The 22266-nt window shown below is 69.5% G+C and carries 19 protein-coding genes; 18 read left to right on the forward strand and 1 reads right to left on the reverse strand.

Annotated elements, in window-relative coordinates; translation table 11 throughout:
* Positions 1-208: 208 nt before the first annotated feature.
* From WBG79_RS17325 to WBG79_RS17380, 12 genes are all read left to right on the forward strand, one after another.
* Positions 209-1186 (forward strand): ABC transporter permease, encoded by a 978-nt coding sequence (locus tag WBG79_RS17325; RefSeq protein WP_337358435.1) that lies wholly within the window; start codon positions 209-211, stop codon positions 1184-1186.
* A complete protein-coding gene (locus WBG79_RS17330; protein ID WP_443147476.1) occupies positions 1183-2124 on the forward strand; it encodes an ABC transporter permease in 942 nt (313 codons plus the stop codon). The genes WBG79_RS17325 and WBG79_RS17330 overlap by 4 nt, the downstream gene beginning before the upstream one ends.
* 13 nt (positions 2125-2137) lie before the next feature.
* Positions 2138-3115, forward strand: a complete 978-nt coding sequence (locus WBG79_RS17335) for an ABC transporter ATP-binding protein (protein WP_337358436.1) — start codon at positions 2138-2140, stop codon at positions 3113-3115.
* Positions 3112-4215, forward strand: coding sequence for an ABC transporter ATP-binding protein (locus WBG79_RS17340; protein WP_337358437.1), 1104 nt, complete (start codon positions 3112-3114; stop codon positions 4213-4215). Before WBG79_RS17335 ends, WBG79_RS17340 begins: the two co-directional genes overlap by 4 nt.
* Positions 4212-5222, forward strand: a complete 1011-nt coding sequence (locus WBG79_RS17345) for a DMT family transporter (protein ID WP_337358438.1) — start codon at positions 4212-4214, stop codon at positions 5220-5222. The genes WBG79_RS17340 and WBG79_RS17345 overlap by 4 nt, the downstream gene beginning before the upstream one ends.
* Complete coding sequence (locus WBG79_RS17350) at positions 5219-6358, forward strand: 2-aminoethylphosphonate--pyruvate transaminase (RefSeq protein WP_337358439.1); 1140 nt, start codon at positions 5219-5221, stop codon at positions 6356-6358. The genes WBG79_RS17345 and WBG79_RS17350 overlap by 4 nt, the downstream gene beginning before the upstream one ends.
* 4 nt (positions 6359-6362) lie before the next feature.
* Positions 6363-7268 carry a GNAT family N-acetyltransferase gene (locus WBG79_RS17355; protein ID WP_337358440.1) on the forward strand — a complete coding sequence of 302 codons (906 nt, stop codon included), beginning with the start codon at positions 6363-6365 and terminating at the stop codon, positions 7266-7268.
* 21 nt (positions 7269-7289) lie between these two features.
* Positions 7290-8267, forward strand: coding sequence for an aldo/keto reductase (locus tag WBG79_RS17360; RefSeq protein WP_337358441.1), 978 nt, complete (start codon positions 7290-7292; stop codon positions 8265-8267).
* Between the two features lie 83 nt (positions 8268-8350).
* Positions 8351-9937 carry an ABC transporter substrate-binding protein gene (locus WBG79_RS17365; RefSeq protein WP_337358442.1) on the forward strand — a complete coding sequence of 529 codons (1587 nt, stop codon included), beginning with the start codon at positions 8351-8353 and terminating at the stop codon, positions 9935-9937.
* Positions 9938-10367: 430 nt separating this feature from the next.
* Positions 10368-12350, forward strand: a complete 1983-nt coding sequence (locus tag WBG79_RS17370; RefSeq protein WP_337358443.1) for a putative bifunctional diguanylate cyclase/phosphodiesterase — start codon at positions 10368-10370, stop codon at positions 12348-12350.
* 181 nt (positions 12351-12531) lie between these two features.
* The gene (locus tag WBG79_RS17375) at positions 12532-13518 is read left to right on the forward strand and encodes an aspartate/ornithine carbamoyltransferase family protein (RefSeq protein ID WP_337358444.1); all 987 of its coding nucleotides are present in this window, start codon (positions 12532-12534) and stop codon (positions 13516-13518) included.
* Positions 13519-13577: 59 nt separating this feature from the next.
* Complete coding sequence (locus WBG79_RS17380; protein ID WP_337358445.1) at positions 13578-14480, forward strand: DMT family transporter; 903 nt, start codon at positions 13578-13580, stop codon at positions 14478-14480.
* A 187-nt stretch (positions 14481-14667) separates the two neighbouring features.
* Here WBG79_RS17380 and WBG79_RS17385 read toward each other — a convergent pair whose 3' ends face one another.
* Positions 14668-15015 carry an Hpt domain-containing protein gene (locus WBG79_RS17385; RefSeq protein ID WP_337358446.1) on the reverse strand — a complete coding sequence of 116 codons (348 nt, stop codon included), beginning with the start codon at positions 15013-15015 and terminating at the stop codon, positions 14668-14670.
* A 209-nt stretch (positions 15016-15224) separates the two neighbouring features.
* Here WBG79_RS17385 and WBG79_RS17390 point away from each other — a divergent pair, with 209 nt between their 5' ends.
* From WBG79_RS17390 to WBG79_RS17415, 6 genes are all read left to right on the forward strand, one after another.
* Entirely contained in the window at positions 15225-15617 is a 393-nt protein-coding gene (locus tag WBG79_RS17390) for a response regulator (protein WP_337358447.1), read from the forward strand.
* Positions 15618-15741: 124 nt separating this feature from the next.
* Positions 15742-16149 (forward strand): response regulator, encoded by a 408-nt coding sequence (locus tag WBG79_RS17395; protein WP_337358448.1) that lies wholly within the window; start codon positions 15742-15744, stop codon positions 16147-16149.
* 191 nt (positions 16150-16340) lie between these two features.
* On the forward strand, positions 16341-19268 hold the full coding sequence (locus WBG79_RS17400) for a hybrid sensor histidine kinase/response regulator (protein WP_337358449.1): 2928 nt from the start codon (positions 16341-16343) through the stop codon (positions 19266-19268).
* An 82-nt stretch (positions 19269-19350) separates the two neighbouring features.
* The gene (locus tag WBG79_RS17405; RefSeq protein WP_337358450.1) at positions 19351-19701 is read left to right on the forward strand and encodes a TIGR04076 family protein; all 351 of its coding nucleotides are present in this window, start codon (positions 19351-19353) and stop codon (positions 19699-19701) included.
* On the forward strand, positions 19698-20756 hold the full coding sequence (locus WBG79_RS17410; protein WP_337358451.1) for an aldo/keto reductase: 1059 nt from the start codon (positions 19698-19700) through the stop codon (positions 20754-20756). The genes WBG79_RS17405 and WBG79_RS17410 overlap by 4 nt, the downstream gene beginning before the upstream one ends.
* A 1-nt stretch (position 20757) precedes the next feature.
* Positions 20758-22242: an aldo/keto reductase gene (locus WBG79_RS17415; protein WP_337358452.1), complete on the forward strand. Its 1485-nt coding sequence runs from the start codon at positions 20758-20760 to the stop codon at positions 22240-22242.
* Positions 22243-22266 lie beyond the last annotated feature (24 nt).

Here is a 22266-nt window from a genome sequence, read left to right on the forward strand (position 1 = left end):
CGTGCTGCCGGCGAGACCCCCGTTCCCGAAAGGGGCCATGGGCCGTGGGCGAGTTCGCGCCGTGATCACGCCAGCCCTCTGAGGCTGCGACAACAGGGTAGCGCGCCCGTCTCCACCTGCCCGGAGCGGGGGCTGGCATGGCCGTTGCATCATGGATCTGGCCTGACCGACGGATTGCATCCAATCCGCGGCGGCGCGGAGCGATGCCATGGCGGTGTTCCTGGTCCGACGTCTGATGCAGAGCGCCTTCGTGCTCTTCGCCATGTCGGTCCTCGTCTTCGTCGGCGTCTTCGCGATCGGCAATCCGGTCGACATCCTGATCGCCCCGGAGGCGAGCCATGCGGACCGGGAGCGCATCATCACCCAGATGGGCCTCGACCGGCCGCTGATCGAGCAGTATTTCAGCTTCGTCGGGGGCGTTCTCGGCGGAGACTTCGGCAAGAGCTTCGTCTTCAAGATCTCGGCGATCGACCTGATCCTCGACCGGCTGCCGGCGACGCTGGAACTGGCCGTCAGCGCCATGGTGCTCTCCCTCCTGGTCGGGCTGCCGCTCGGCATGGTGGCAGGGATGAAGCCGGACGGCCTGCTCGGCCGCTCGATCATGGCCGGGTCGATCCTCGGCTTCTCGCTGCCGACCTTCTGGGTCGGGCTGATCCTCATCATGGTCTTCGCCGTGCATCTCGGCTGGCTGCCGTCGACGGGCCGCGGCCAGACCGTGGAGGTGCTGGGGGTCCGGTGGAGCTTCCTGACGCTCGACGGGCTGTCGCACCTGGTCCTGCCGGCGCTGAACCTCGCCCTCTTCAAGATCTCGCTCGTCATCCGCCTGACGCGCGCCGGCATGCGGGACGTGCTCGCCTCGGACTACGTGCGCTACGCCCACGCCAAGGGGCTGACGGCGCGCCGGGTCCTGATGGTGCATGCGCTGAAGAACATCCTGATCCCGCTCGTCACCGTCCTCGGGCTCGAGTTCGGTTCGGTCATCGCCTTCGCGATCGTCACTGAGACGATCTTCGCCTGGCCGGGGACCGGCAAGCTGATCATCGAGAGCATCAACACGCTCGACCGGCCCGTGATGGTCGCCTATCTGATGATCATCGTGGCGATCTTCGTCGCCATCAACCTCATCGTCGACCTCACCTATTCGCTGCTCGACCCGCGCATCCGGCTCGACGGGAGCGCGTCGTGACGGAGGCCGCGCGCGCGGACGCGCCGGCGCTCTCCGCCCCGACGGCGCGACTCGAAGGAGGCGGCGGGTCGCTGTGGCGCGAGACCTTCTCGGCCTTCATGGAGAACCCCTTCGCGGTGTTCGGGGCGGTGCTGCTGGTCGGCCTCGTCGGCTGCGCGCTCTTCGCCGAGGCGGTCGCGCCGACCAACCCCTACGACCTGACCCGGCTCGACCTCATGGACGCCCTGCAACCGCCGGGCGGGGAGAACGTCGACGGGACGGTGCGGTTCTGGCTCGGCTCGGACGGGCAGGGCCGGGACATGCTGAGCGCCATGCTGTACGGGCTCAGGACCTCGATCCTGGTCGGGGTGATGTCCGGCCTGATCGCCATGACGATCGGGCTCTGCGTCGGGATCGTGGCGGCCTATTTCGGCGGCTGGGTCGACAGCCTGGTGATGCGGGTCGTCGACCTGCAGCTCTCCTTCCCGAGCATCCTGGTCGCCATGGTGCTGCTCGCCGTGCTCGGCCAGGGGGTCGAGAAGATCATTCTCGCGCTGGTCATCGTGCAATGGGCCTACTACGCCCGCACGGTCCGCTCGGCGGCGCTGGTGGAGCGGTCGCGCGACTATGTCGAGGCGGCCGTGTCGCTCGGGATCGGGCGCGGCCGCGTGATGTTCCGGCACATGCTGCGCAACTGCCTGCCGCCGATCATCGTGGTGGCGACCGTGCAGGTCGGCAACGCCATCTCGCTGGAGGCGACGCTGTCCTTCCTCGGTCTCGGCCTGCCGGTGACCAAGCCTTCGCTGGGGCTGCTGATCTCGAACGGCTTCGCCTTCCTGATGAGCGGGCGCTACTGGATCAGCCTCTATCCGGGGATCCTGCTGCTGCTCACCATCGTCGCGATCAACCTGGTGGGCGACCACCTGCGCGACATCCTCAACCCGCGGCTGAAGCGCTGAGGAGCGACGCGCGATGGAGCCGATCCTCTCGGTCAAAGACCTCAGGACGCATTTCCTCACGCGCTCGGGCGTGCTCAAGGCGGTGGACGGGGTCAGCTTCGACCTGCTGCCCGGGCGGGTGCTCGGGCTCGTGGGGGAGTCCGGGTCGGGCAAGTCGGTGACGGGCTTCTCGCTCGTCGGCCTGATCGACCCGCCCGGGCGGATCGTGTCGGGTAGCGTCCGATACGGTGGGCGCGAGCTGGTCGGCCTGCCGCGCGAGGTCCTGAGGACGCTCCGCGGCTCCCGGATCGCCATGATCTTCCAGGACCCGATGATGACGCTGAACCCGGTCCTGAAGATCGGGACGCAGATGATCGAGACCGTGCTGGCGCACGACCCGGTCGACCGCGCGACGGCGCGCGAGCGGGCGCGGGCGGCGCTCGCCAAGGTCGGCATCGCTTCGCCCGACGAACGGCTCGAAGCCTATCCGCACCAGTTCTCGGGCGGCATGCGCCAGCGGGTGGCGATCGCCATCGCGCTCCTGCACCGTCCCGGCCTGATCATCGCGGACGAGCCGACGACGGCGCTCGACGTGACGATCCAGAGCCAGATCCTGTTCGAGATGCAGAAGCTGGCGCGGGAAGAGAAGACCGCGCTCATCTGGATCTCGCACGACCTCTCCATCGTGTCCGGCCTCGCCGACGAGGTGGCGGTCATGTATGCGGGGAGGATCGTCGAGCACGGGCCGGTCGCGGACGTGATGACCCGGCCGCTGCACCCCTACGCGCGCGGCCTGCTCGCCTCGATCCCCGCCAGGGCGGAGCGCGGCGGCCGGCTGGCCCAGATTCCCGGCATGGTGCCCTCGCTCCTCGACCTGCCGCCCGGCTGCGCGTTCCGCAACCGCTGCGCCGACGCGAGGGACGCCTGCGCGGCCGAGCCGCCGATGGCGCGGCCCGAGCCGGGGCGCAGCGTGCGCTGCGTGGCCTTCGCCCGGGAGGCCGTGCCGGCATGAACGCGCTCCTGCCCCCGCCTCCCGCCCAGACCGCCGTAACCCCTGACGGCCTCGCGCCCCTGGCGGGCCCTGCCGGACCCCGGGAGACGACCGCGCCGGCGGTGCCGCTCGTCGAACTCATCCAGGTCTCCAAGCGCTTCGGCCGGAAGCCGGACCTCGCCACGCGACTGGTCGGGCTCCTCGGCGGCAAGCCGCCGCTCGACACCGTGCACGCGCTGGACCGGGTCGACCTGAAGGTCATGGCGGGCGAGGTGGTCGGGCTCGTGGGGGAGAGCGGCTGCGGAAAGTCGACGCTCGGGCGCGTGGTCGCGGGCATCCACGGGCCGAGCGAGGGCGATCTCCTCTACCGAGGCGGCAACGTCGGCAACCTCGCGGGCGACCGCAAACGCGACTTCGTCCGCCAGGTCCAGATGGTGTTCCAGGACCCCTACGCGTCGCTCAACCCGCGCATGCGCATCGGCGAGCAGATCTCCGAGGCGCCGGTCGTGCACGGGCTCGTCAAGGCCGCGCAGGCGGACGAATACGCGGCCACCATGCTGGAGCGGGTCGGGCTCGACCCGTCCCTGCGGCGGCGCTTCCCGCACCAGTTCTCCGGCGGCCAGCGGCAGCGGATCTGCATCGCCCGGGCGCTGGCGGTCGATCCCGTCTTCCTGGTCGCCGACGAGGCGGTGGCGTCGCTCGACGTCTCCATCCAGGCGCAGATCCTCAATCTGTTCCTGGACCTGAAGGAGAGCCTCGGGCTCACCTACCTGTTCATCAGCCACGACCTCGGCGTCGTCCGCTTCGTCTCGGACCGCATCGTCATCATGTATCTCGGGCGGATCGTCGAGACGGCGCCGACCGACGCGCTGTTCGCGGCGCCCAACCACCCCTACACCCGGGCGCTGGTCGGGGAGATCCCGGCGCTGGACGGGCGGCGGCGCGCCTTCGCGCCGATCCGCGGCGAGATCCCGTCGCCGCTCGACCCGCCGGCGGGCTGCCACTTCCACCCGCGCTGCCCGCATGCCATGGCGCGCTGCCGCAGCGAGGCGCCGGCGCTGAGGCCGGTGGCGGGCGGGCACCTGTCGGCCTGCCATCTCAACGACGGGGGCGGCGCATGACCGACGCCCTGCCGCTCCCCGAGACGGCCGGACGGCCTGGGCGGGCGGGGATCCGCGCCCGGTGGGCAGCGCTGCCCGGCAACCTGAAGGGCGCGGCCATCCTGGTCTTCGCCTATTTCCTGTTCACCTTCGAGATCATTGCGGCACGCATGCTCGGCGCCACCATGGCGACCGAGCAGGTGGTCCTGGTGCGCAGCGCCGCGCAGCTCCTCGTCGTGATCCCGTTCGTGGTCCGGTCCGGGCTCGGCTTCGGCATCCTGAGGACGAGCCATCTCGGCCTGCATGTCCTGCGCGGGACGCTCAGCGTGGTCGGCCTCTACTTCTATTTCTACAGCTTCGGCCACCTGCCGCTCGCCAACGCGACGACGATCAGCTTCACCAAGGCCCTGTTCCTCGTCCTCCTCGCCCAAATGGTTCTCGGCGAAGTGGTGCGGGCGCCGCGCTGGATCGCCACGCTGGTCGGCTTCGGGGGCGTCATGCTGGTCGTCCGGCCGGGCCTCGAGGGGTTCGACGCGGCGGCGCTCGCGGGCGTCGCGGGCTCCTTCACGGGGGCGGGGCTGCTGCTCGTGACCAAGCTCCTGGCCCGCCACGAGACCCCGCTCGCCATCATGGTCTACGTGGCGCTGATCACCACGGGCGCATCGCTGGTCCCCGGGCTGATCGCCTGGCGCTGGCCGACCGGCACCGAGCTCCTGGCGCTGGGCCTGATCGGCTGCTTCGGGCCAATGGGCCAGTATTTCAACATCCTGGCGTTCCGGGCCGCCGAGGCGTCCTCGCTCGCCGCGATCGACTACGTGCGGCTGATCTTCTCGGCGGCGGCCGGCTTCCTGCTGTTCGCCGAGATCCCGGACGGCTGGACCGTCGCGGGCGCCGCGGTGATCGTCGGCTCGACCTTCTTCCTGACCCGCCACGAGGCGCGGGCCGCGGCGCTGGTGGCCGCGGCGCCTGCGGCCGACCCGCTCTCAGAACCCCTCACCGACACCGAACGAACGGAGGAAAAGCCGTGACGGACATCATCGACGAACCGCTGCTTCTGACGCCCGGGCCCTGCTCGATCTCGCTCGCCACCAAGCAGGCCATGCTGCACGACTACTCGTCGGGCGAGGAGGTGATGGCGGAGACCATGGCGGCGATCCGCAAGTACCTGCTCGACATCACCAACGGGCACGGCTCCCACACGATGGTGCCGCTGGTCGGCTCCGGCACCTACGGGACCGAGGCGGCGATCGGCACCTTCGTGCCGCGCGACGGCAAGCTCCTGGTGCACACCAACGGCGTCTACGGCGACCGCATCGTCGACATCTGCCAGCACCTGAAGATCAGCTACACGTCGTTCCGCACCCAGCCCTACACGCCGCCGACCCGCAAGCAGTTCGAGGACGCCCTCAAGGCCGATCCGGCGATCACCCACGTTATGGTGGTCCATTGCGAGACCTCGACGGGCATCCTCAACCCGATCGACGAGATCGCGCAGGTCTGCAAGGCCTACGGCAAGGGGCTGCTGATCGACGCGGTCGCGTCCTTCGGGATCATGGAGCTCGACGCCAAGAAGCTGTCGGTGGACGCGATCGTGTTCTCGGCCAACAAGGGCATGCAGGCGCCTCCGGGCCTCGCCTTCGTGATCGCCAAGAAGGCGACGCTGGAGGAGTCCAAGGGCAACTGCCACTCGCTCTCGCTCGACCTGTGGGACCAGAACCAGCACTTCGAACGGACCGGCAGCTTCCGCTTCACGCCGGCGACCCACCTGCTCCTCGCGTTCCGGCAGGCCTGCAAGGAACACGAGGAGGAGGGCGGCGTCCTGGCCCGCCAGGCGCGGTACCGGGCGAGCAACCGGCGGCTGATCGACGGCATGCGCCAGATGGGCTTCCAGACGCTGGTCGAGGACCAGCACGCCTCGCCGATCGTCTCCACCTTCCACGATCCGGACGATCCGAACTACTCCTTCAAGAAGCTCTATGACGGGATGAAGAAGCGCGGCTTCATCATCTTCCCCGGTCGTCTCGCGGCCGCCAACACGTTCCGCATCGCCAATATCGGCATCGTCACGCCGGAAGACATCGGCCGCGCGATGGATGCGCTCTCCGAGTGCTTCGCCGAGATGGGGGTGAAGAATTTCGGACGGGCCGAAGTGGCGGCGGCGTGAGGCCATGACGGTCGCGGCGGTGCCGGTTCCCCCCGTCCCCCACGAGGCGGTCCGCCTCGGCTCCGAGCATGCGGAGGCCTGCGTCGGGCTGTCCGCGGCCGCGGGCTGGGCGCACACGGCCGCGGACTGGCGCTGCCGGCTCGCGGTCGGCATCGGCCACGGGGTGATGGCGGACGGCCGGCTCGTCGCGGCCGGAATCGCCTTTCCGGCGGCCCCGCTGTGCGGCTGGTTCGGGATGCTGCTGGTCGACCCGGAGCATCGCGGCCAGGGGCTCGGGGCGGCCGTCACCGAGGCCGCGGCGCTCGACCTCGAGCGGCTCGGGCTCGGGGTTCTGGCGTTGTTCGCGGTCCCGAAGGCGGTGCCGCTCTACCGGCGGCTCGGCTTCCGGCCGATCGGGACGCTGGCGAGCTTTCAGCGGGCCGAGGCGCCGGCCGGCCCGGTCGGGACCTTCGACGGCGCCCGGCTGCGGCGCGTCCAGGCGGGCGACTGCGCGCGCCTTTTCGCCCTCGACCGGGGCGCCTACGGGGCGGACCGGTCGGCCATGCTGGACGACCAGATCGCCCGCTTTCCCGAGCTGGCGCTCGTCGCCGAGGACGCCCAGGGCTTCGCCGGCTACGGCCTGGCGGCGCGCCGGGGCGACCTGGGGGTCGTCGGTCCGGTGGTGGCCCGCAACGCCGGCGCGGCCGTCGCGTTGGTGGACGGGCTCGCCCGCGGGCTGCCGCGGGCCGTGCGGCTCGACAGCCTCATGATCGAGGGCACCGACCGGACCCTGTTCCACGGTGCGCTCGCGGCCCGCGGTTTCACGCTGCGGACCGAGATCCCGCTGATGGTGCGCGGACCCTGGGCGGGCGGCCCGCCCTTCGGCGACCCGTCCGCGCTCTACGTCGCCCAATCCGCCGCAGCCGGCTGACACAACGAAGGACACGCCACGATGAAATATGTCCAGCTCGGCCGCAGCGGCCTGACGGTCAGCGCCATCTGCATGGGTGGCAATTCCTGGGGCGCCGCCGGGCGGCGGGCCTGGGGGGCGCTCGACGCGGAGGGCAGCCGGCCGTTCTTCCGGCGCGCGCTCGACCTCGGCATCACCTTCTTCGACACGGCCGACGTCTACAATTTCGGCGAGAGCGAAACCATCATGGGGCAGGAGCTGCTGCCGCTCGTGCCGCGTGACGACCTCGTCATCTCCACCAAGATCGGCATCCCGATGTCGGCGAAGCCGAACCACGGCGGGGTCGGGCGCAAACACCTGATGAGCGGCATCGACGCGGCGCTGAAGCGTCTGAAGACCGACTACGTCGACCTCCTGCAGGTGCACCGGCTCGACCCGCACACCCCGCTCGTCGAGGTCATGCGCACCCTCGACGACATCGTGCGGTCCGGCAAGGTCCGCTACATCGGCGGCTCGACGATGCCGGCCTACAAGTTCGCCCAGATGGTGATGATCGCCGATCACCACGGCTTCGCCCGCCCGATCGCGATGCAGAACCTCTACAACCTCGTCCAGCGCGAGGAGGAGCGCGAGATGCTCCGCCTCTGCGCCGAGGAGGGCGTCGGCGCCATCCCGTATTCGCCGCTCGCGCGCGGCTTCCTGGCCGGCAACCGCTCGCGCGAGGGCGGCGGCGAGACCGAGCGGGCGAAGACCGACGCGGGCGCCAAGGACCTGTTCCGTCCCTGCGACTTCGACGTGGCCGAGCGCGTCGTCGCCCTGGCGGCCGCCAAGGGCGTCAAGCCGACCCAGATCGCGCTTGCGTGGCTCCTGCACAAGCCGGCCGTCGCCGCCCCGATCATCGGGGCCACCAAGGTGGAGCAACTCGACGACGCGGCGGGCGCGACGGCGATCAGCCTCGGCGCGGAAGAGATCGCGGCGCTGGAGGCGCCCTACGCGTTCCGGCCCGCGCCGCTCAACTGACCCCGATCCGGGCCCGGCCGGCGGGGCGCCGGACCGGGCCGGCCGCTTCCCCCTCCGCCTCCCCGAACCGAGAGGAATGCCCCATGAGATCTGGCTTGCTCGCATCCGCCGTTCTCGCCGTCGGCCTGCTGGCCGCGCCGCTTCTCGCCGCGCCGGCCACGGCCCAGACCCTGAGCATCGGGCTGCGCTCGGGGACCGACACGATGGACCCGCATTTCGGCAGCACCGGCAATTCGGTCTCGGTGCTCCGCAACGTCTACGACACGCTGGTCTCGCGCGACGAGAAGCTCGACCCCGTTCCGAGCCTCGCGACCTCCTGGAAGCTCGTCGACGACAACACCTGGGAGTTCAAGCTCCGCCCGAACGTCAAGTTCCACGACGGCTCGGACTTCACGGGCGAGGACGTCAAGTACACGATCGAGCGCATCCCCAACGCCCAGGGGCCGACCGGCGGCGTCATGCTCTACATGACAGGGATCACCCGGGTCGACGTGCTCGACCCGCTGACGATCCGCATCGTCACGTCCTCGCCGACGCCGCTCCTGCTGCGCAACCTGGCGCAGATCTTCATCATCCCGAAGCATCTCGGCAAGCCGACGCCGGAGGACTTCCAGTCCGGCAAGGCGACGATCGGGACCGGGCCCTACAAGTACGTCTCGTGGCAGCCGAAGGGCGACATCGTGCTGGCCCGCAACGACCAGTACTGGGGCCAGAAGCAGCCCTGGGACAAGATCGTGATGAAGGAGATCCTGGCGGACCAGTCGCGGGTCGCCGCGCTCCTGGCCGGTGACGTGGACCTCATCAACTACGTGCCGTCGGCGGACGTCGAGGGGCTCAAGAAGAACGCGGGCGTGGAAATCTTCCAGGTCCCCTCGGTCTACAACTTCATGATCTATCCCGAGGTGGCTCGCGACCAGTCGCCGACCGTCACGGACGTGGACGGCAAGCCGCTCGACAAGAACCCCCTGAAGGACGTGCGCGTCCGCAAGGCCATCTCGCTGGCGATCAACCGGCAGGCGATCGTCGACCGCGTCATGCACGGCCAGGGCCTGCCGGCCGGGCAGCTCTCTCCCGCCGGCCTGTGGGCGACGAGCCCCAAGCTGACCCCCGACAAGTTCGACCCGGACGCGGCCAAGAAGCTGCTGGCGGAAGCCGGATACCCGAACGGCTTCGGCATCACGCTCCACTGCACGTCGGACCGGCTGCCCAACGACGGGCCCGTCTGCACGGCGCTCGGCGGCATGCTGAACCGGATCGGCATCAAGACCATCGTGGCGGCGACACCGCGGGCCGTGTTCTTCCCGGCCTCGGCGCGGTTCGAGTATTCGCTGCAGATGTCGGGCTGGGGCAGCCTGTCGGGCGAGACCTCCTACATCCTCCAGTCGCTCGTCCACTCGATCGACAAGGAGAAGCGCCTCGGCGGGTCGAACCGGACGATGTACGCCAACCCGAAGCTCGACAGCCTGATCCAGACCGCCACCACCACGGTGGACGACGAGAAGCGCAAGTCGCTGCTGGTCGACGCCATGGAAATGGCGATCGGCGACTACGCCACCATCCCGGTGGTGACGCTCAACGCCATCTGGGCCGGCAAGAAGGACAAGGTCGGCTACGCGGCGCGCATGGACGAGGAAACCAACGTGCTTCAGTTGCGCAAGCCCGGCAGCTGACCGGTCGGCGGGCCCCCGGCCGGTCCTGCGGGACCGGCCGGATTGCGCAATTCCGGACCGCGATCCGGGAAGCAGACGACGTAAGCCCGTGAGTATCGAGGCCGCCGTGATCATTCCGGACGAAATCGATCGGCGTCCCGGATCTCGTGGTGCGACCGGCCGTCGGCCAATGATGGCATGAGTCCGCCCGGATCGTGTCTCTTGAACTCCGACCCGGATTTTAGGTCGTTTCTTGCCGGATCGCGACTGGCGAACATCATATCTCTTGGCGCTCGTACTCCATTCTCATCTATTCGCCCGATATTCCGGACCGTCTTGGCTCGACGGCAGCTGGTCGAACGCCTTCAAGCGGATTTTCTACTGAAATATTGACGGAATGTTCACGTCCGGCTGATTTTATCGACCGGTCAATGGTATCCGAGTTCGCGTGATGCGTTTGCCCAACATCCGACCTTTAGCGGCCTGGAGACTGGACGCCGACGGTCCGGAGCAGGACCTGCACTACGAGCTCGTTTCGGCTCTTTACCAGACGCCGAAGTCGATGCTGAGCGCCAGCCTCGTCGCGGTGGCGGTCGCGGGCATGTCGGGCTCGATCAGCGGCGATTCCTTCTTCCTGTTCCTGCTCGCCGGCTTCCTCGTCGTCGGCTTCGCGCGCGTCGTCCTGAATGCCGCCTTCCTGCGCCACCCCCCCGAGCGCGAGGACCGTGCGGCCGTGCGGCGCTGGGAACTGCTGGCGCTCATCGGGGCGTGGAGCTTCGCGGCGCTGGTCGGCCTGACGGGCGCCTACGCGACCGCGGCCCACTCCGGAACGCCGACGGAACTCCTCTCCGGCTGCTGCGTGATCGGCTATATCGCAGGCATCTCATCGCGCAACGCCAGCCGGCCGCTGATCACCGTCGGGCAGATCAGCGCGACCTGCGTGCCCTTCGTGTTCGGACTCGGCCTGCAGGCCGACGTCGTCCACATGATGCTGGCCGGCTTCATCTTCGCGCTCTACGCCAGCACGATCGTGATGTGCCGGAAGGTGTACGAGACGATCGTGTCGCGGCACCGCGCCCATGCCAAGCTCGAGAAGCTGGCGCTGCGGGACTCTCTCACCGGACTCCTGAACCGCTCGGCCCTCTTCGACCTGATCGAACGGATGCTGCAGCAGGAGGGCGAAACGGCGTCCTTCGGGCTGATCGCGATCGACCTGGACCGGTTCAAGGACGTCAACGACACGCTCGGGCATCCCTCCGGGGACGTCGTGCTCCGTGAAACCGCTGCGCGCCTGCGTGCCGTGGCGGGCCCGCGTGACGAGATCTCGCGGATCGGCGGCGACGAATTCGTCGTGCTCGTCCGCTCGGGCGACCCGGAGAGCGTCGAGGCCGTGGCCCGGCGCATCACGCGGGCGATGAAGCAGCCCTTCCGCCTCGACATCACGCAGGTCGGATGCGGCGCGAGCGTGGGCTACGTGCTGGCCCCGGACGACGGCGCGACCGTCCACGAACTCATGCGGCACGTCGACCTCGCGCTCTACGCCGCGAAGAAGCGGGGCGCGGGCGGGGTCGAGCGCTACGAGGCCGAGCTCTCGCGCCTGTACCAGGACCAGATGGAGCTCATCCAGGACCTCCAGCAGGCCCTGGAACGGGGCGAGTTCAGCCTCGTCTACCAGCCCATCGTCGACCTCAGGCAGGGCCGGATCACCTCCTGCGAAGCCCTCCTGCGCTGGAACCACCCCCGGCGTGGAACGATCTCGCCGTCCGTCTTCGTGCCGCTCGCCGAAACGGCCGGCCTGATCATCCCGATCGGCGCCTGGGTGCTCCGCACCGCATGTCTGGAGGCCGCCGGCTGGGCCGGCGACGTCAGCGTGGCGGTGAACCTGTCGGCCCTGCAGTTCAAGAACGGGGCGCAACTCATCGAGACCGTTCTGGAGGCGCTTCACGACTCGGGGCTGCCGAAGAACCGGCTGGAGCTCGAGGTCACCGAGGGCCTCCTGATCGAGGACAAGGTAGAGGCCCAGGCGCTCATCAAGACCTTCCGGCGCCACGACATCGGGGTCTCGCTCGACGACTTCGGATGCGGCTTCTCCTCGCTCGGCTACCTGCACGAGTTCCCCTTCTCCAAGCTCAAGCTCGACAGGATCTTCTCCCAGAACATGATGGGTTCGGACCGGTCGGTCTCGATCATCAAGGGGATCGTGCAGATGACGCGCGACCTGGAGATGGACCTGGTGGCCGAGGGTGTCGAAACGCGCGGCCAGCGCGACCGGCTGGCCCGGCTGGGCCTGCTCACCATGCAGGGCTACCTGTTCTCGCGTCCGGTGCCGCCGGAGGAGATCCGGGCGCTGCTCGCGCAGGGCTCCGCTCTGTTCGAACCGGTGCGCCCGGTGCCGAGCCGCCGCCGAGCGGCGAGCGCCACGTCGGCGGCCTGAGCCGCCCCGCCCGTACGCTGCCTGCATGCTCTCTCATATCGGAAGACGCAGTCTGCCGTTAACTATAAGTTTAGAAAATACGTTAACGAGCCGTTAACTCCGTTCCAACCGGACTGAGCTTTTGGTTAACTCTCTCTTGAGGATCGTCATGCGGCGGCGATCCCACGAGGGGGCCAGGCTCATGGCATATATGTATTCCGGTTCCGGAACCGCCCTCCCGCGCAGTGAAACCCGGCGCGGGCCGAGGCATCTCCTTACGGCATCGACGCTCGACGGCGACGACATCGACGACTACTGCCAGCTGGCGGAGGCTTTCGAGGCCCGCAAGGTGCCGACCGGACGCTCGGCCGGGCTGGCGATCGCGCTCCTGTTCTTCCAGCCGAGCACGCGGACGCGCATCGGCTTCGAGGTCGCCACGGTGGCGCTCGGCAGCCACGCGATCGGAATCGAGGACATGTCGGCGTCGCGCTCGAACAAGCGTACGGGTGAATCGCTGGAGGACTGCGCGGCGGTCTTCGCGGCCCTGTGCGACGCGATCGTGGTGCGCCATCACGAGGCAGGCGCTGCGGCCCGCATGGCGGCGCGCTCCTCGGTGCCCGTCATCAACGCCGGCGACGGGTGGAACGAGCATCCCAGCCAGGCGCTGATCGACATCTATGCGCTGCGCCGGGGGCTCGGGCGGATCCGCGGGACGTCGATTGCGATCGGGGGCGATCCGCGGGGGCGGACGGTGCGCTCGCTCTGCCAGCTGCTGCGCTACGAGGCGCCCGGCGAGGTGCTGTTCTGCCCGCCGCCGCACATCCCGGTGCCTGACGACGTGCTCGACGCCCTGGCGCGCCACCAGGTCCGCTGCCGGATCATCACGGACATCGCGACGGCGCTGAAGTCCAGCGACGCCATCATGATGGCGCCCTACGACATGTCGGATATCGGCGAGGCCGCCGCGTCGGACTACGTGTCGCCGCGGCTGACCCCGGACAGCCACGTGATCACGCCGGAGAAGATCGCCCGGCTCGGCTCGCGGGCACTGCTCTACCATCCGCTGCCGCGGCAGGACGAGATCCATCCGGCCTGTGACAATCTGGACAACGCTCGCTATTTCGAGCAAGTTCGGCTCTCGAAGTTCATGCGCATGGCGATCCTCGACCGGGCGCTCTCTCGAGATTGAAAAGACCCCGTTTGCCGCACTCGGACGCCCCGACACGGATCGCCCCCGTCGCCGCGTGGATGGCGGGTGCCCTCGTGTCGTTCGTGGGCGCGGCCTTGGCGATCCGGATGCTGTCCGGCCATGTCGGGGTGTTCGAGATCAACCTGATCAGGACGGGCGGGGCACTCCTGCTGCTGTCGCTCATCCTGGTCGGCGTGCCGCGCCTGGCGGGTGAATTGCGGCCGGGGCACATGGACCGCCACTTGCCCCGCAACCTCGTGCATGCGATCGGCGGTCTGTTCTGGACGCTCGCGGTGACCTATCCGCTGCCGCTCGCCACGGTCTTCTCCCTGGAATTCACGGCGCCCGCCTGGGCGGCGCTGCTGGCCTACCCGCTCCTCGGCGAACGGATCCGGCGCCAGTCGGTGCTCGGCATCCTCGCCTGCATGGTCGGGGTGTTGGTGATCCTGCGGCCGTCCCCGGTCAGCTTCGACGCGACCTCGATCCTGCCGCTCGGCGCGGCCCTGTGCTTCGGCACGACCGTGCTGCTCACCCGGCGTCTGACGCGCACGGAGAGCACCTTCGCGATCCTGTATTGGATGATGGTCATCCAGGCGGCGTTCAATGCGGTCGGGACGGTCATCTACCCGTCCGGCGACCTCTCGCAGATCGGCCGCGACCCGATGCTCGTCGGCGCCGCCGGTCTCCTGGTGATCAGCGGCCTGTCCTCGCAGTTCTGCCTCGCCAAGGCCCTGCAGATCGGCGAGGCCGTGATGGTCCTGTCGCTCGACTTCCTGCGCGTCCCGATCATCGCGGTGATCGGCTGGTGGCTCTACGGCGAGCGGCTCGACGGGTGGGTGTTCGCCGGGTTCGCCATCATCGCGGCTGGCATCGTGGTCGGCCTGACGCCGAGGACGCGAGCCCGGCCGATGGTCCCCTCGCCCGTGCCCTCCGGCGGAGAGGCCCTCACGGACGGCCCCTGAGGCCCGTGGCAGGCGCGGCCCCGGGGGCGCCGGGGGGACCGGGAAGGCGCTCGCGAATATTTCCGCCAGGGCACAATCCTTCGCGCAATTCTCTCTCTTTCGTCGGCAAGTCACATTTCAGTTCCGGGGCAGCGGCCGGCCGGATGCGGGCGATCCTTGCCGCCCCGAAGCTGACGATTTCGCATTGTCAGCCTATCTTTTCCGCCGCCGCCCTCAGGTCCGACAGGCAGGACTTCAGATTTAACCTCTCTGAATCGGCGAGGACGATCTTAAGTCTGCAACTCCGTGCCAGAATCGCGTCGGCAACCTTGGACAATCTGCCCAATTCATCGAATCCGAGCATAGATGCGATCCCGCACATCGGGTGGATGATCTGGAAAAGTTCCTCTTGCAGCTCGAGGTTTTTTTCCGATTCGGACGTGCCACTGTCGATGTACTTCCCGATGATGGCCATGCGTGCGGGCAATTCAGTCAGAAAGCGGGACTTGATGGCGAGGAACTGAGCATCGAGATCCTGGTCGTCGAAGATTTCCATGGGCCGTGCTCCCTCGGAACCGTCGCCGTCTCGAGACAAGATTGCGAACCCGCGCCGAGCCCCGCGACTCACCTCTCATCTTACCAGGATGACTAAATTTGCACAGTTTTAAGCTGTCGATTCCAGGCTTTCCAATGCTGATACACAACTATCCGGACGGGAGAGGGGAAAAACCAATGAATACTAGTAAAAATCCGTACACAATCGTTATGGTCGACGACAGCCAGGACGAAATTCTGCTTACGCGTCGGCGGATGCGTGATGGCGGAATTACGAATCCTTTCATCTCGGAGCGCAACCCGCTCAATGTGCTCTCCACGCTCGACCAGGTTCTCGCCACGGGAAGCAAGGCCAATCAGTTGCTTCTCCTGGTCGACCTGCACATGCGCGAGAAGAGTGGCTTCGATCTCATCAAGGATCTGCGGGCCAGTCGCCGCTATGGGGACGTCAAGATCATCATGCTCACCAACAGCAACGATGTGGAGACGATGCTGGAGGCCCTGGAGCTCGGCGCCAACGGATATATGGCGAAGCCGTTCTCCGGGACGGAATTCTTCGCAGCGCTGAGCAACGTCTCCGAAGTGCGCTACCAGCTCATCTGATCGTCCCCCAAGGCTGGACGACGCGGCGGCCACGCCGCCGGACGCGGTCCGGATTTCCCGGTCGACTGCCCGGGCATCCGGCCCCGCAGGAGGGTCCGGTCGAACGTTTCATGCGAGCAAGTCGATGAAGAACATCCAGATTCTCCATGTCGACGACCAGAGCGACATCCGCGACATCGTCCGCCTCTGCCTGGGTCTCGACCCGGCCTTCGAGGTCAGATCCTGCTCCTCCGGACGGGAGGCCTTGGATGCGGTCGCGGACAACACGCCTCACCTGATCCTCCTCGACGTGGTGATGCCCGGACTCACCGGGCCGGAAACCGCCCGGCGCCTGCGCGACCGGGAGGACACCGCAGCCGTGCCGATCGCCTTCGTGACCGCCCGTGAGGACGAGGAGGAGACGGCGGCCCTGATCGCCGCCGGCGCGGTCGCGGTCATCCGCAAGCCTTTCGCCTTGCGGGATCTCGCGCCACGGCTGCGTGGGCTGGTGGCGCCCGGCACGGGCCCATCCGCGTCCTGTGCGGGGCCTTGACCGAATCAGTTGACGTTACGCAACCTTGACGGCGGGAGCCGGGGGCGTGCCGGCTCGGACGGGTCGACATCGCGATCGGGGACAAGGGGACGGGTCCGCTCGGACGGGAGCGACTCGGCGGGTGTTCGGCCGCAAGGGCGGTTGCCGAACCCGAACCTTTGCATGGGACAGGGCGAGCGAGGGGCTTGACCATGGGTGACGAGTCTGTGTCCGCAGGATTGCGGCGCTGGAAGCTGGACGAGGTCGCCAGGAACGCGGCCCTGGCGGCGGCCTGTGCCGCGGCCGGCTACCTGGTGACACGCCTGGAAGCCTGGGCCCTGGTGACGGCCGGCGGGATTCCGGCACTGGCCTTGCGCGGCCCGGTGCTCCTGGCCGTCCTGATCCGGACGCCCGCGGACGCCTCGATGCCGGTGCTCGCAGGCTGGCTCCTCGGCCTCGCGGCCGGCCTCGGTGCCGTCGGTCTGCCGCCCGGTGCCGCCGTCGCGAATGTCGCGGCCGACCTCTCGGGTGTGATGATCCTCTACGTGGGACTCACCGGGTTCGGGCGGATCGACATGACGAAGCCGGACGGCTTGTTCGCCTTCGCGCTCCTGGCCCTCGGCCCCGCTCCGCTGGCCGCCGCCCTGGTGGGGTCGGCGGGCTCGCAGCTGGACTACCGCTTCGCCTTCATGAACTGGTATACCGGGCAGGCGATCGGGTACCTCACGATCCTGCCGGCCCTCGTTCGGCAGGGCGCCAGCGCGCTCCGTTCGCGCCCGGCCGGACTCGACCGCGAGGGCTTCCTGACCTTCTTGGCGGCGGCGGCGGCGGTCAGCGCGGTGGTGACGGCGGACAGCGTCCACCTGCTCCTGTTCGCTTTCGTCGCCGCCGCCGTCGCGTCGGCCATCTGTCTGGGTTGGGCGGGCGTTTCGACCGCGCTCGCGCTCATGGCGGCCGCCGGCGTCACCGCGACCTTGCATGGGGCGGGCCCGCTCGCGACGCTGGACGGACCGCTCGGGGCGAGGCTGGGCCTCATGCAGGTCTTTCTCGGGCTCAACTCCCTGTTCGGCCTGCAGGTGGCGGCCGTGCTGGAGAGCCGGCAGCGGGCCGCGGAGGAACTCGGCGCGGAGCGCGCGCGCGCCCTCGAAGCGGAGCGCCGGCTGGACAACCGGGAACGGAGCTACCGCATTCTGGCCGAGCACGGCAGCAACGGCATCCTTCTGCAGAACCGACGGCACGAGACCGGGTTCGCCTCCCCCTCCATCCGGGCGCTGCTCGGCTACACGCCGGAGGAGTGGACGGTCCTGGACTGGCGCGACATCGTCCACCCGCAGGATTCGATCCGGGTGGCGGCTCTCAAGGCCGAACTCGGGCCGGACAAGCCGCAGGCGGTCAGCACCCACCGGATCCTGCGGAAGGACGGGGCCTGGGTCTGGATCGAGGCCGTCTACACCTACGTGCCGCCGCAACACAGCGACGAGGCGAGCATCCTGGTGGTGCTGCGGGACGTCACGGAACTGGTCCTCCAGAAGGAACAGCTCGAACAGGCGCGCGCCCGCGCCGAGGAGGCGCTGCAGGTCAAGAGCCGGTTCCTGGCTGTGATGAGCCACGAACTCAGGACGCCGCTCAACGGGATCATCGGCTACACCAACCTCCTGAAGGCGGACCCGACCGCCCTCAGCGAGTCGGCCAAGCCCCTGATGAACCGCATCCATTCCGCCAGCCGGCAGCTCCTCAGCATCGTCAATGACGTGCTCGACGTCTCCAAGGGCGAGGCACGCGCGCTCGAGCTCGATCCGAGGCCGTTCCGGCCGCGCGACATGATCGAGGAGGCGGTTGCGGTCCTGCGCGACCAGGCGCAGGCCAAGGGAATCGCCTTCGAACTCCTGGTCGACCCCGCCGTTCCGGAGGTCCTGGTCGGCGACGACGCGCGCCTGCGCCAGGTCGTCCAGAATCTCGTCGCCAACTCGGTGAAGTTCACCGTCCGCGGTTTCGTCCGCCTCGCCGTGCGCGCGCTCCAGGCCGAGGAAGGGCGGGCCCGGATCGGGATCGAGGTCCGCGACACCGGGATCGGTATCCCGGAGGAGCGGCGCGACAGGCTGTTCCAGCCCTTCTCGCAGGCAGACCAGGGGATCGCCCGCCGTTTCGGCGGCACCGGGCTCGGCCTCAGCATCTGCCGGGAGATCCTGGCGCAGATGGGTGCGACGATCCGGGTGGAGAGCGTCCTGGGGCGCGGCAGCGTCTTCTCGTTCGACCTGACGCTGCCGGTCTCGGCGCCCGGAGAGCTGGCCGGCGCGATCGACGACGCGCGCGGGGACGCGGAAGGCCCCGGCCTCCGGATCCTGGTCGCCGAGGACGTCCCCATGAACCAGGACCTGGTCAAGCTCATGCTCGGCCAGTGGGGACACCAGGTGGACATCGCACCGGACGGGGTCGCGGCGGTGGCGGCGGCCTCCGCCGAGGCCTACGACCTGATCCTGATGGACGTGCAGATGCCGATCATGGACGGGATCGAGGCGACCCGCCGCATCCGGGCCCTGCCGAAGCCCTGGTCCGACGTGCCGATCCTGGCCCTCACGGCGCATATCTTCACGGAGGAGATCGGGGCTCTGCTCCGCGCCGGCATGGACGGCCACGTGGGCAAGCCTTTCGTTCCGCGCGACCTGCACGACGCGATCGATCGGTGGGGTCGAGGACGTGCCGGCCAGCCACTGTCGCCCGGCGCGCCGGACAGCCATCCGCGGGCCGAACCGACGCCGCAGGCCGACGATCCGGGGCTGTTCCTCAACGGCGAGCCCGTTCACGATCCCGCCGTACTCGCCGAACTCGCCCAGCTGACCGGGCAGGCGAGCCGCGACGACCTGCTCCGCCGTCTCGCCGCCCAGATTCAGGCCGGACCCGGAGGGCGCGGGCCGGCCTCCGGGTCCGGCGCCGAGTTCAAGGCGGAGGCGCACAAGCTCGTGTCCAGCTCCGGGATGCTCGGCTTCCGCCGGCTGTCCGCGCTGTGCCGGGCCATCGAGGCCGTGCCGGACGACAAGGTCGTGGCGGCGCCCTGGCCGGACCTTTTCCGCCGATCGGCGGCGGAGGCCCAGGTCGCCATCGGCCGGCTCCTCGCGAAGGCCTCGCACGAGGCGGCGTGAGCGGCCGGCCGCGGGGCTTGCCGCGGGGCTTGCCCCGGGGCGCCGCGCCGGGCCACACTGCCCGCCCCAGGGGAGGCGCGGCGTGGCGGATCCGGCATTCGAGCTCTACGACCTCAGGGTCGAGGTGATCATCCCGGAGGGCGGCGCGGTCTACTGCGGCGCCAGGCCCGGGGACCATTTCGAGCTCCGGGGCGAGATGCTGCACCTGCCGCCGGGCCAGGGGATCTCGATCTACTCGCTCGCAGCCGTGCTGCCGCTCCTCGCCGCCAAGCAGCGGCCGACCGACCCGGCGGACTGGATGAGTACGGACGCCGAGGTCGCCTGCCCGGATCCGAACTGTTCCACGCGCCTGCGCATCCGCAGGCTCGGCCGCCGTCGCTTCCTCCATGCCGAGACCACGGCCGTGCCCATGCCGCCGGAGGCCGGCGCATGACGGGCGCGGGCGTCGACACCTTCGAGCTCGCGCCGGGCTACGTCATGTCGCGGGTGCTGCGCGGCGGATGGCAGCTCGCGGGCGGTCACGGCGAGGTGGAACGCGAGCGGGCGGTCGACGACATGGCGGCCTTCCTGGACGCGGGCGTCACCACCTTCGACTGCGCCGACATCTACACGGGCGTCGAGGAGATGATCGGGCTCTTCCGCGAGCGGCTCCGGCGAGAGCGCGGGGAAGCCGCCCTCGCGGGCCTCAAGGTTCACACCAAGTACGTGCCGGACTGGAGCACGCTAGGGTCCCTCCGACGGGCCGACGTGGAAGCGATCATCGACCGGTCGCTGCGCCGTCTCGGGGCCGAACGGCTGGACCTCGTCCAGTTCCACTGGTGGAACTATGCGGCGCCGGGGATGGCGGAGACCGCCGGGGTGCTCGTCGACCTGCAGCAGGCGGGGAAGATCCACCTCCTGGGCGGCACCAATTTCGACAGGGCCCGCACCGCCGACCTTCTGGACGCGGGCTATCCGCTCGCGTCCATGCAGGTCCAGTACTCCCTGCTCGACGCGAGACCCGAGAACGGGCTGGCAGCGCTCGCCGCCGAACGCGGCTTCTCGCTCATCGCCTACGGGTCGCTGGCGGGCGGGTTCCTGTCGTCGCGCTGGCTCGGCCGGCCGGAGCCGACCGGACCGTTCGAGAATCGCGGGCATACCAAGTACAAGCTGATCATCGACGACTTCGGCGGCTGGGAGCTGTTCCAGGACCTGCTCGGTGTGCTCGACCGGATCGCCGGCCGCCACGGCGTCGGCATCCCGGCGGTTGCGACCCGCTACGTCCTGGAAAAGCCGCAGGTTGCCGGCGTGATCGTTGGCGCCCGCTACGCCGACCGGCTCGGGGAGACGCTCGAGGCGTTCCGCTTCGCCCTCGATGCGGAGGACCATGCGGCGATCGCGGCCGTCCTGGCGCGGCGGACCGGGCCGGGCGGCGACACCTTCGCGCTCGAGCGCGACCGGAACGGCAAGCACGGCCGCATCATGAAGTACGAGCTCAACAAGGACTGACATGGCCCCGAGACCTCCGCGCACGGACCTCGCCCCCGGCCTCGATATCAGCCGCCTGGTCATCGGGCTCTGGCAGGTGGCCGACATGGAGCGGAGCGGCACCCGGATCGATCCGGACCGGGGCGCCGAGGCGCTCGCCGCCTATGCGGAGGCAGGCTTCGACACGTTCGACATGGCGGACCACTACGGCTCGGCGGAGGACATCACCGGGCGCCTGTTCGAGCGCATTGCCGAGGGCAGCCTGCCGCCGCTCGCGCCGCGCGCTTTCACCAAGTGGTGCCCGGTGCCGGGGCCGATGACGCGCGAGGTGGTGCGGGCCGGGGTGGGGCGGTCGCTGGAGCGCATGAGGCGGGACCGGCTCGACCTGCTGCAGTTCCATTGGTGGACCTTTGAGCACCCGGCCTATATCGACGCGCTGGAGGAGATCGCGCGGATGCGCGAGGAGGGGCTCGTGGCGCATGTCGGCGTCACCAACACGGACGCCGACCATCTCAACCTCATGATCCGGCACGGTCTGCCGATCGTCTCCAACCAGGTCAGCTTCTCGCTCCTCGACCGGCGGGCGGCGGGGCCGCTCGCCGCGGTGGCGGCGGCCACGGGCGTGCGCCTGCTCGCCTACGGAACCCTCGGCGGAGGCTTCCTGACGGACCGGTGGGTCGGCCGCCCGGAGCCGACCGCGGGCGAGATCCCGGATTGGTCGAAGTCCAAGTACAGGCGTTTCGTCGACACGATCGGCGGCTGGCCGGCCCTGCAGGCGATCCTGTCGGCCGCGCAGGCGATCGCGGCGAAGCACGGCGTCTCGGTCGCCAACGTGGCGACCCGGTGGGTATTGGAGCAGCCGGCGGTGGCGGCCATCATCGTCGGGGCCCGGCTCGGCGAGCGGGAGCACCGGGACGACAACGCGCGGCTCTTCGCCTTCGCGCTCGACGCGGAGGACCATGCGCGCCTGGACGAGGCGTTCCGGCAGACCCGCCCGGTGCCGGGCGACTGCGGGGACGAGTACCGCCGGCCGCCCTTCCTCACCGCGTCGGGGGACCTCAGCCACCATCTCGACGCCATGCCGAAGGTCTATGCCGGCGAGCCGGTGCCGGGCCGGCCGGGCCGGCTGCGGGTGTCCACGGGCAGCGTCTGGGAGCCGCTCGCCGGCTACAGCCGGGCCGTCCGGGCCGGCAATACGATCACGGTCAGCGGCACCACGGCGACGCACGGCTCGGGCGCCTGCATCGCGCCGGGCGACGCCGCCGCGCAGGCGACTTACATCCTCGACAAGATCCTGGCGAGCCTGGCGGCGCTCGGCGCCTCCCGCGACGACGTGGTGCGGACACGGATCTATCTGGTCGACGCGGCGGACTGGGAGGGCGTGTCGCGCGTGCACGGGCACGTCTTCGGCGAGGTGCGGCCGGCCAACACGCTGATCGAGATCAGCGGGCTGGTGGGCGAGGGCTACCGGGTGGAGATCGAGGCCGATGCGGTCGTGGGGTCATGAGGGGTGGTGCCGGTCATGAGCGGC

Origin of the sequence: Prosthecomicrobium sp. N25 (genome assembly GCF_037203705.1) — a bacterium.
Taxonomy (GTDB): domain Bacteria; phylum Pseudomonadota; class Alphaproteobacteria; order Rhizobiales; family Ancalomicrobiaceae; genus Prosthecodimorpha.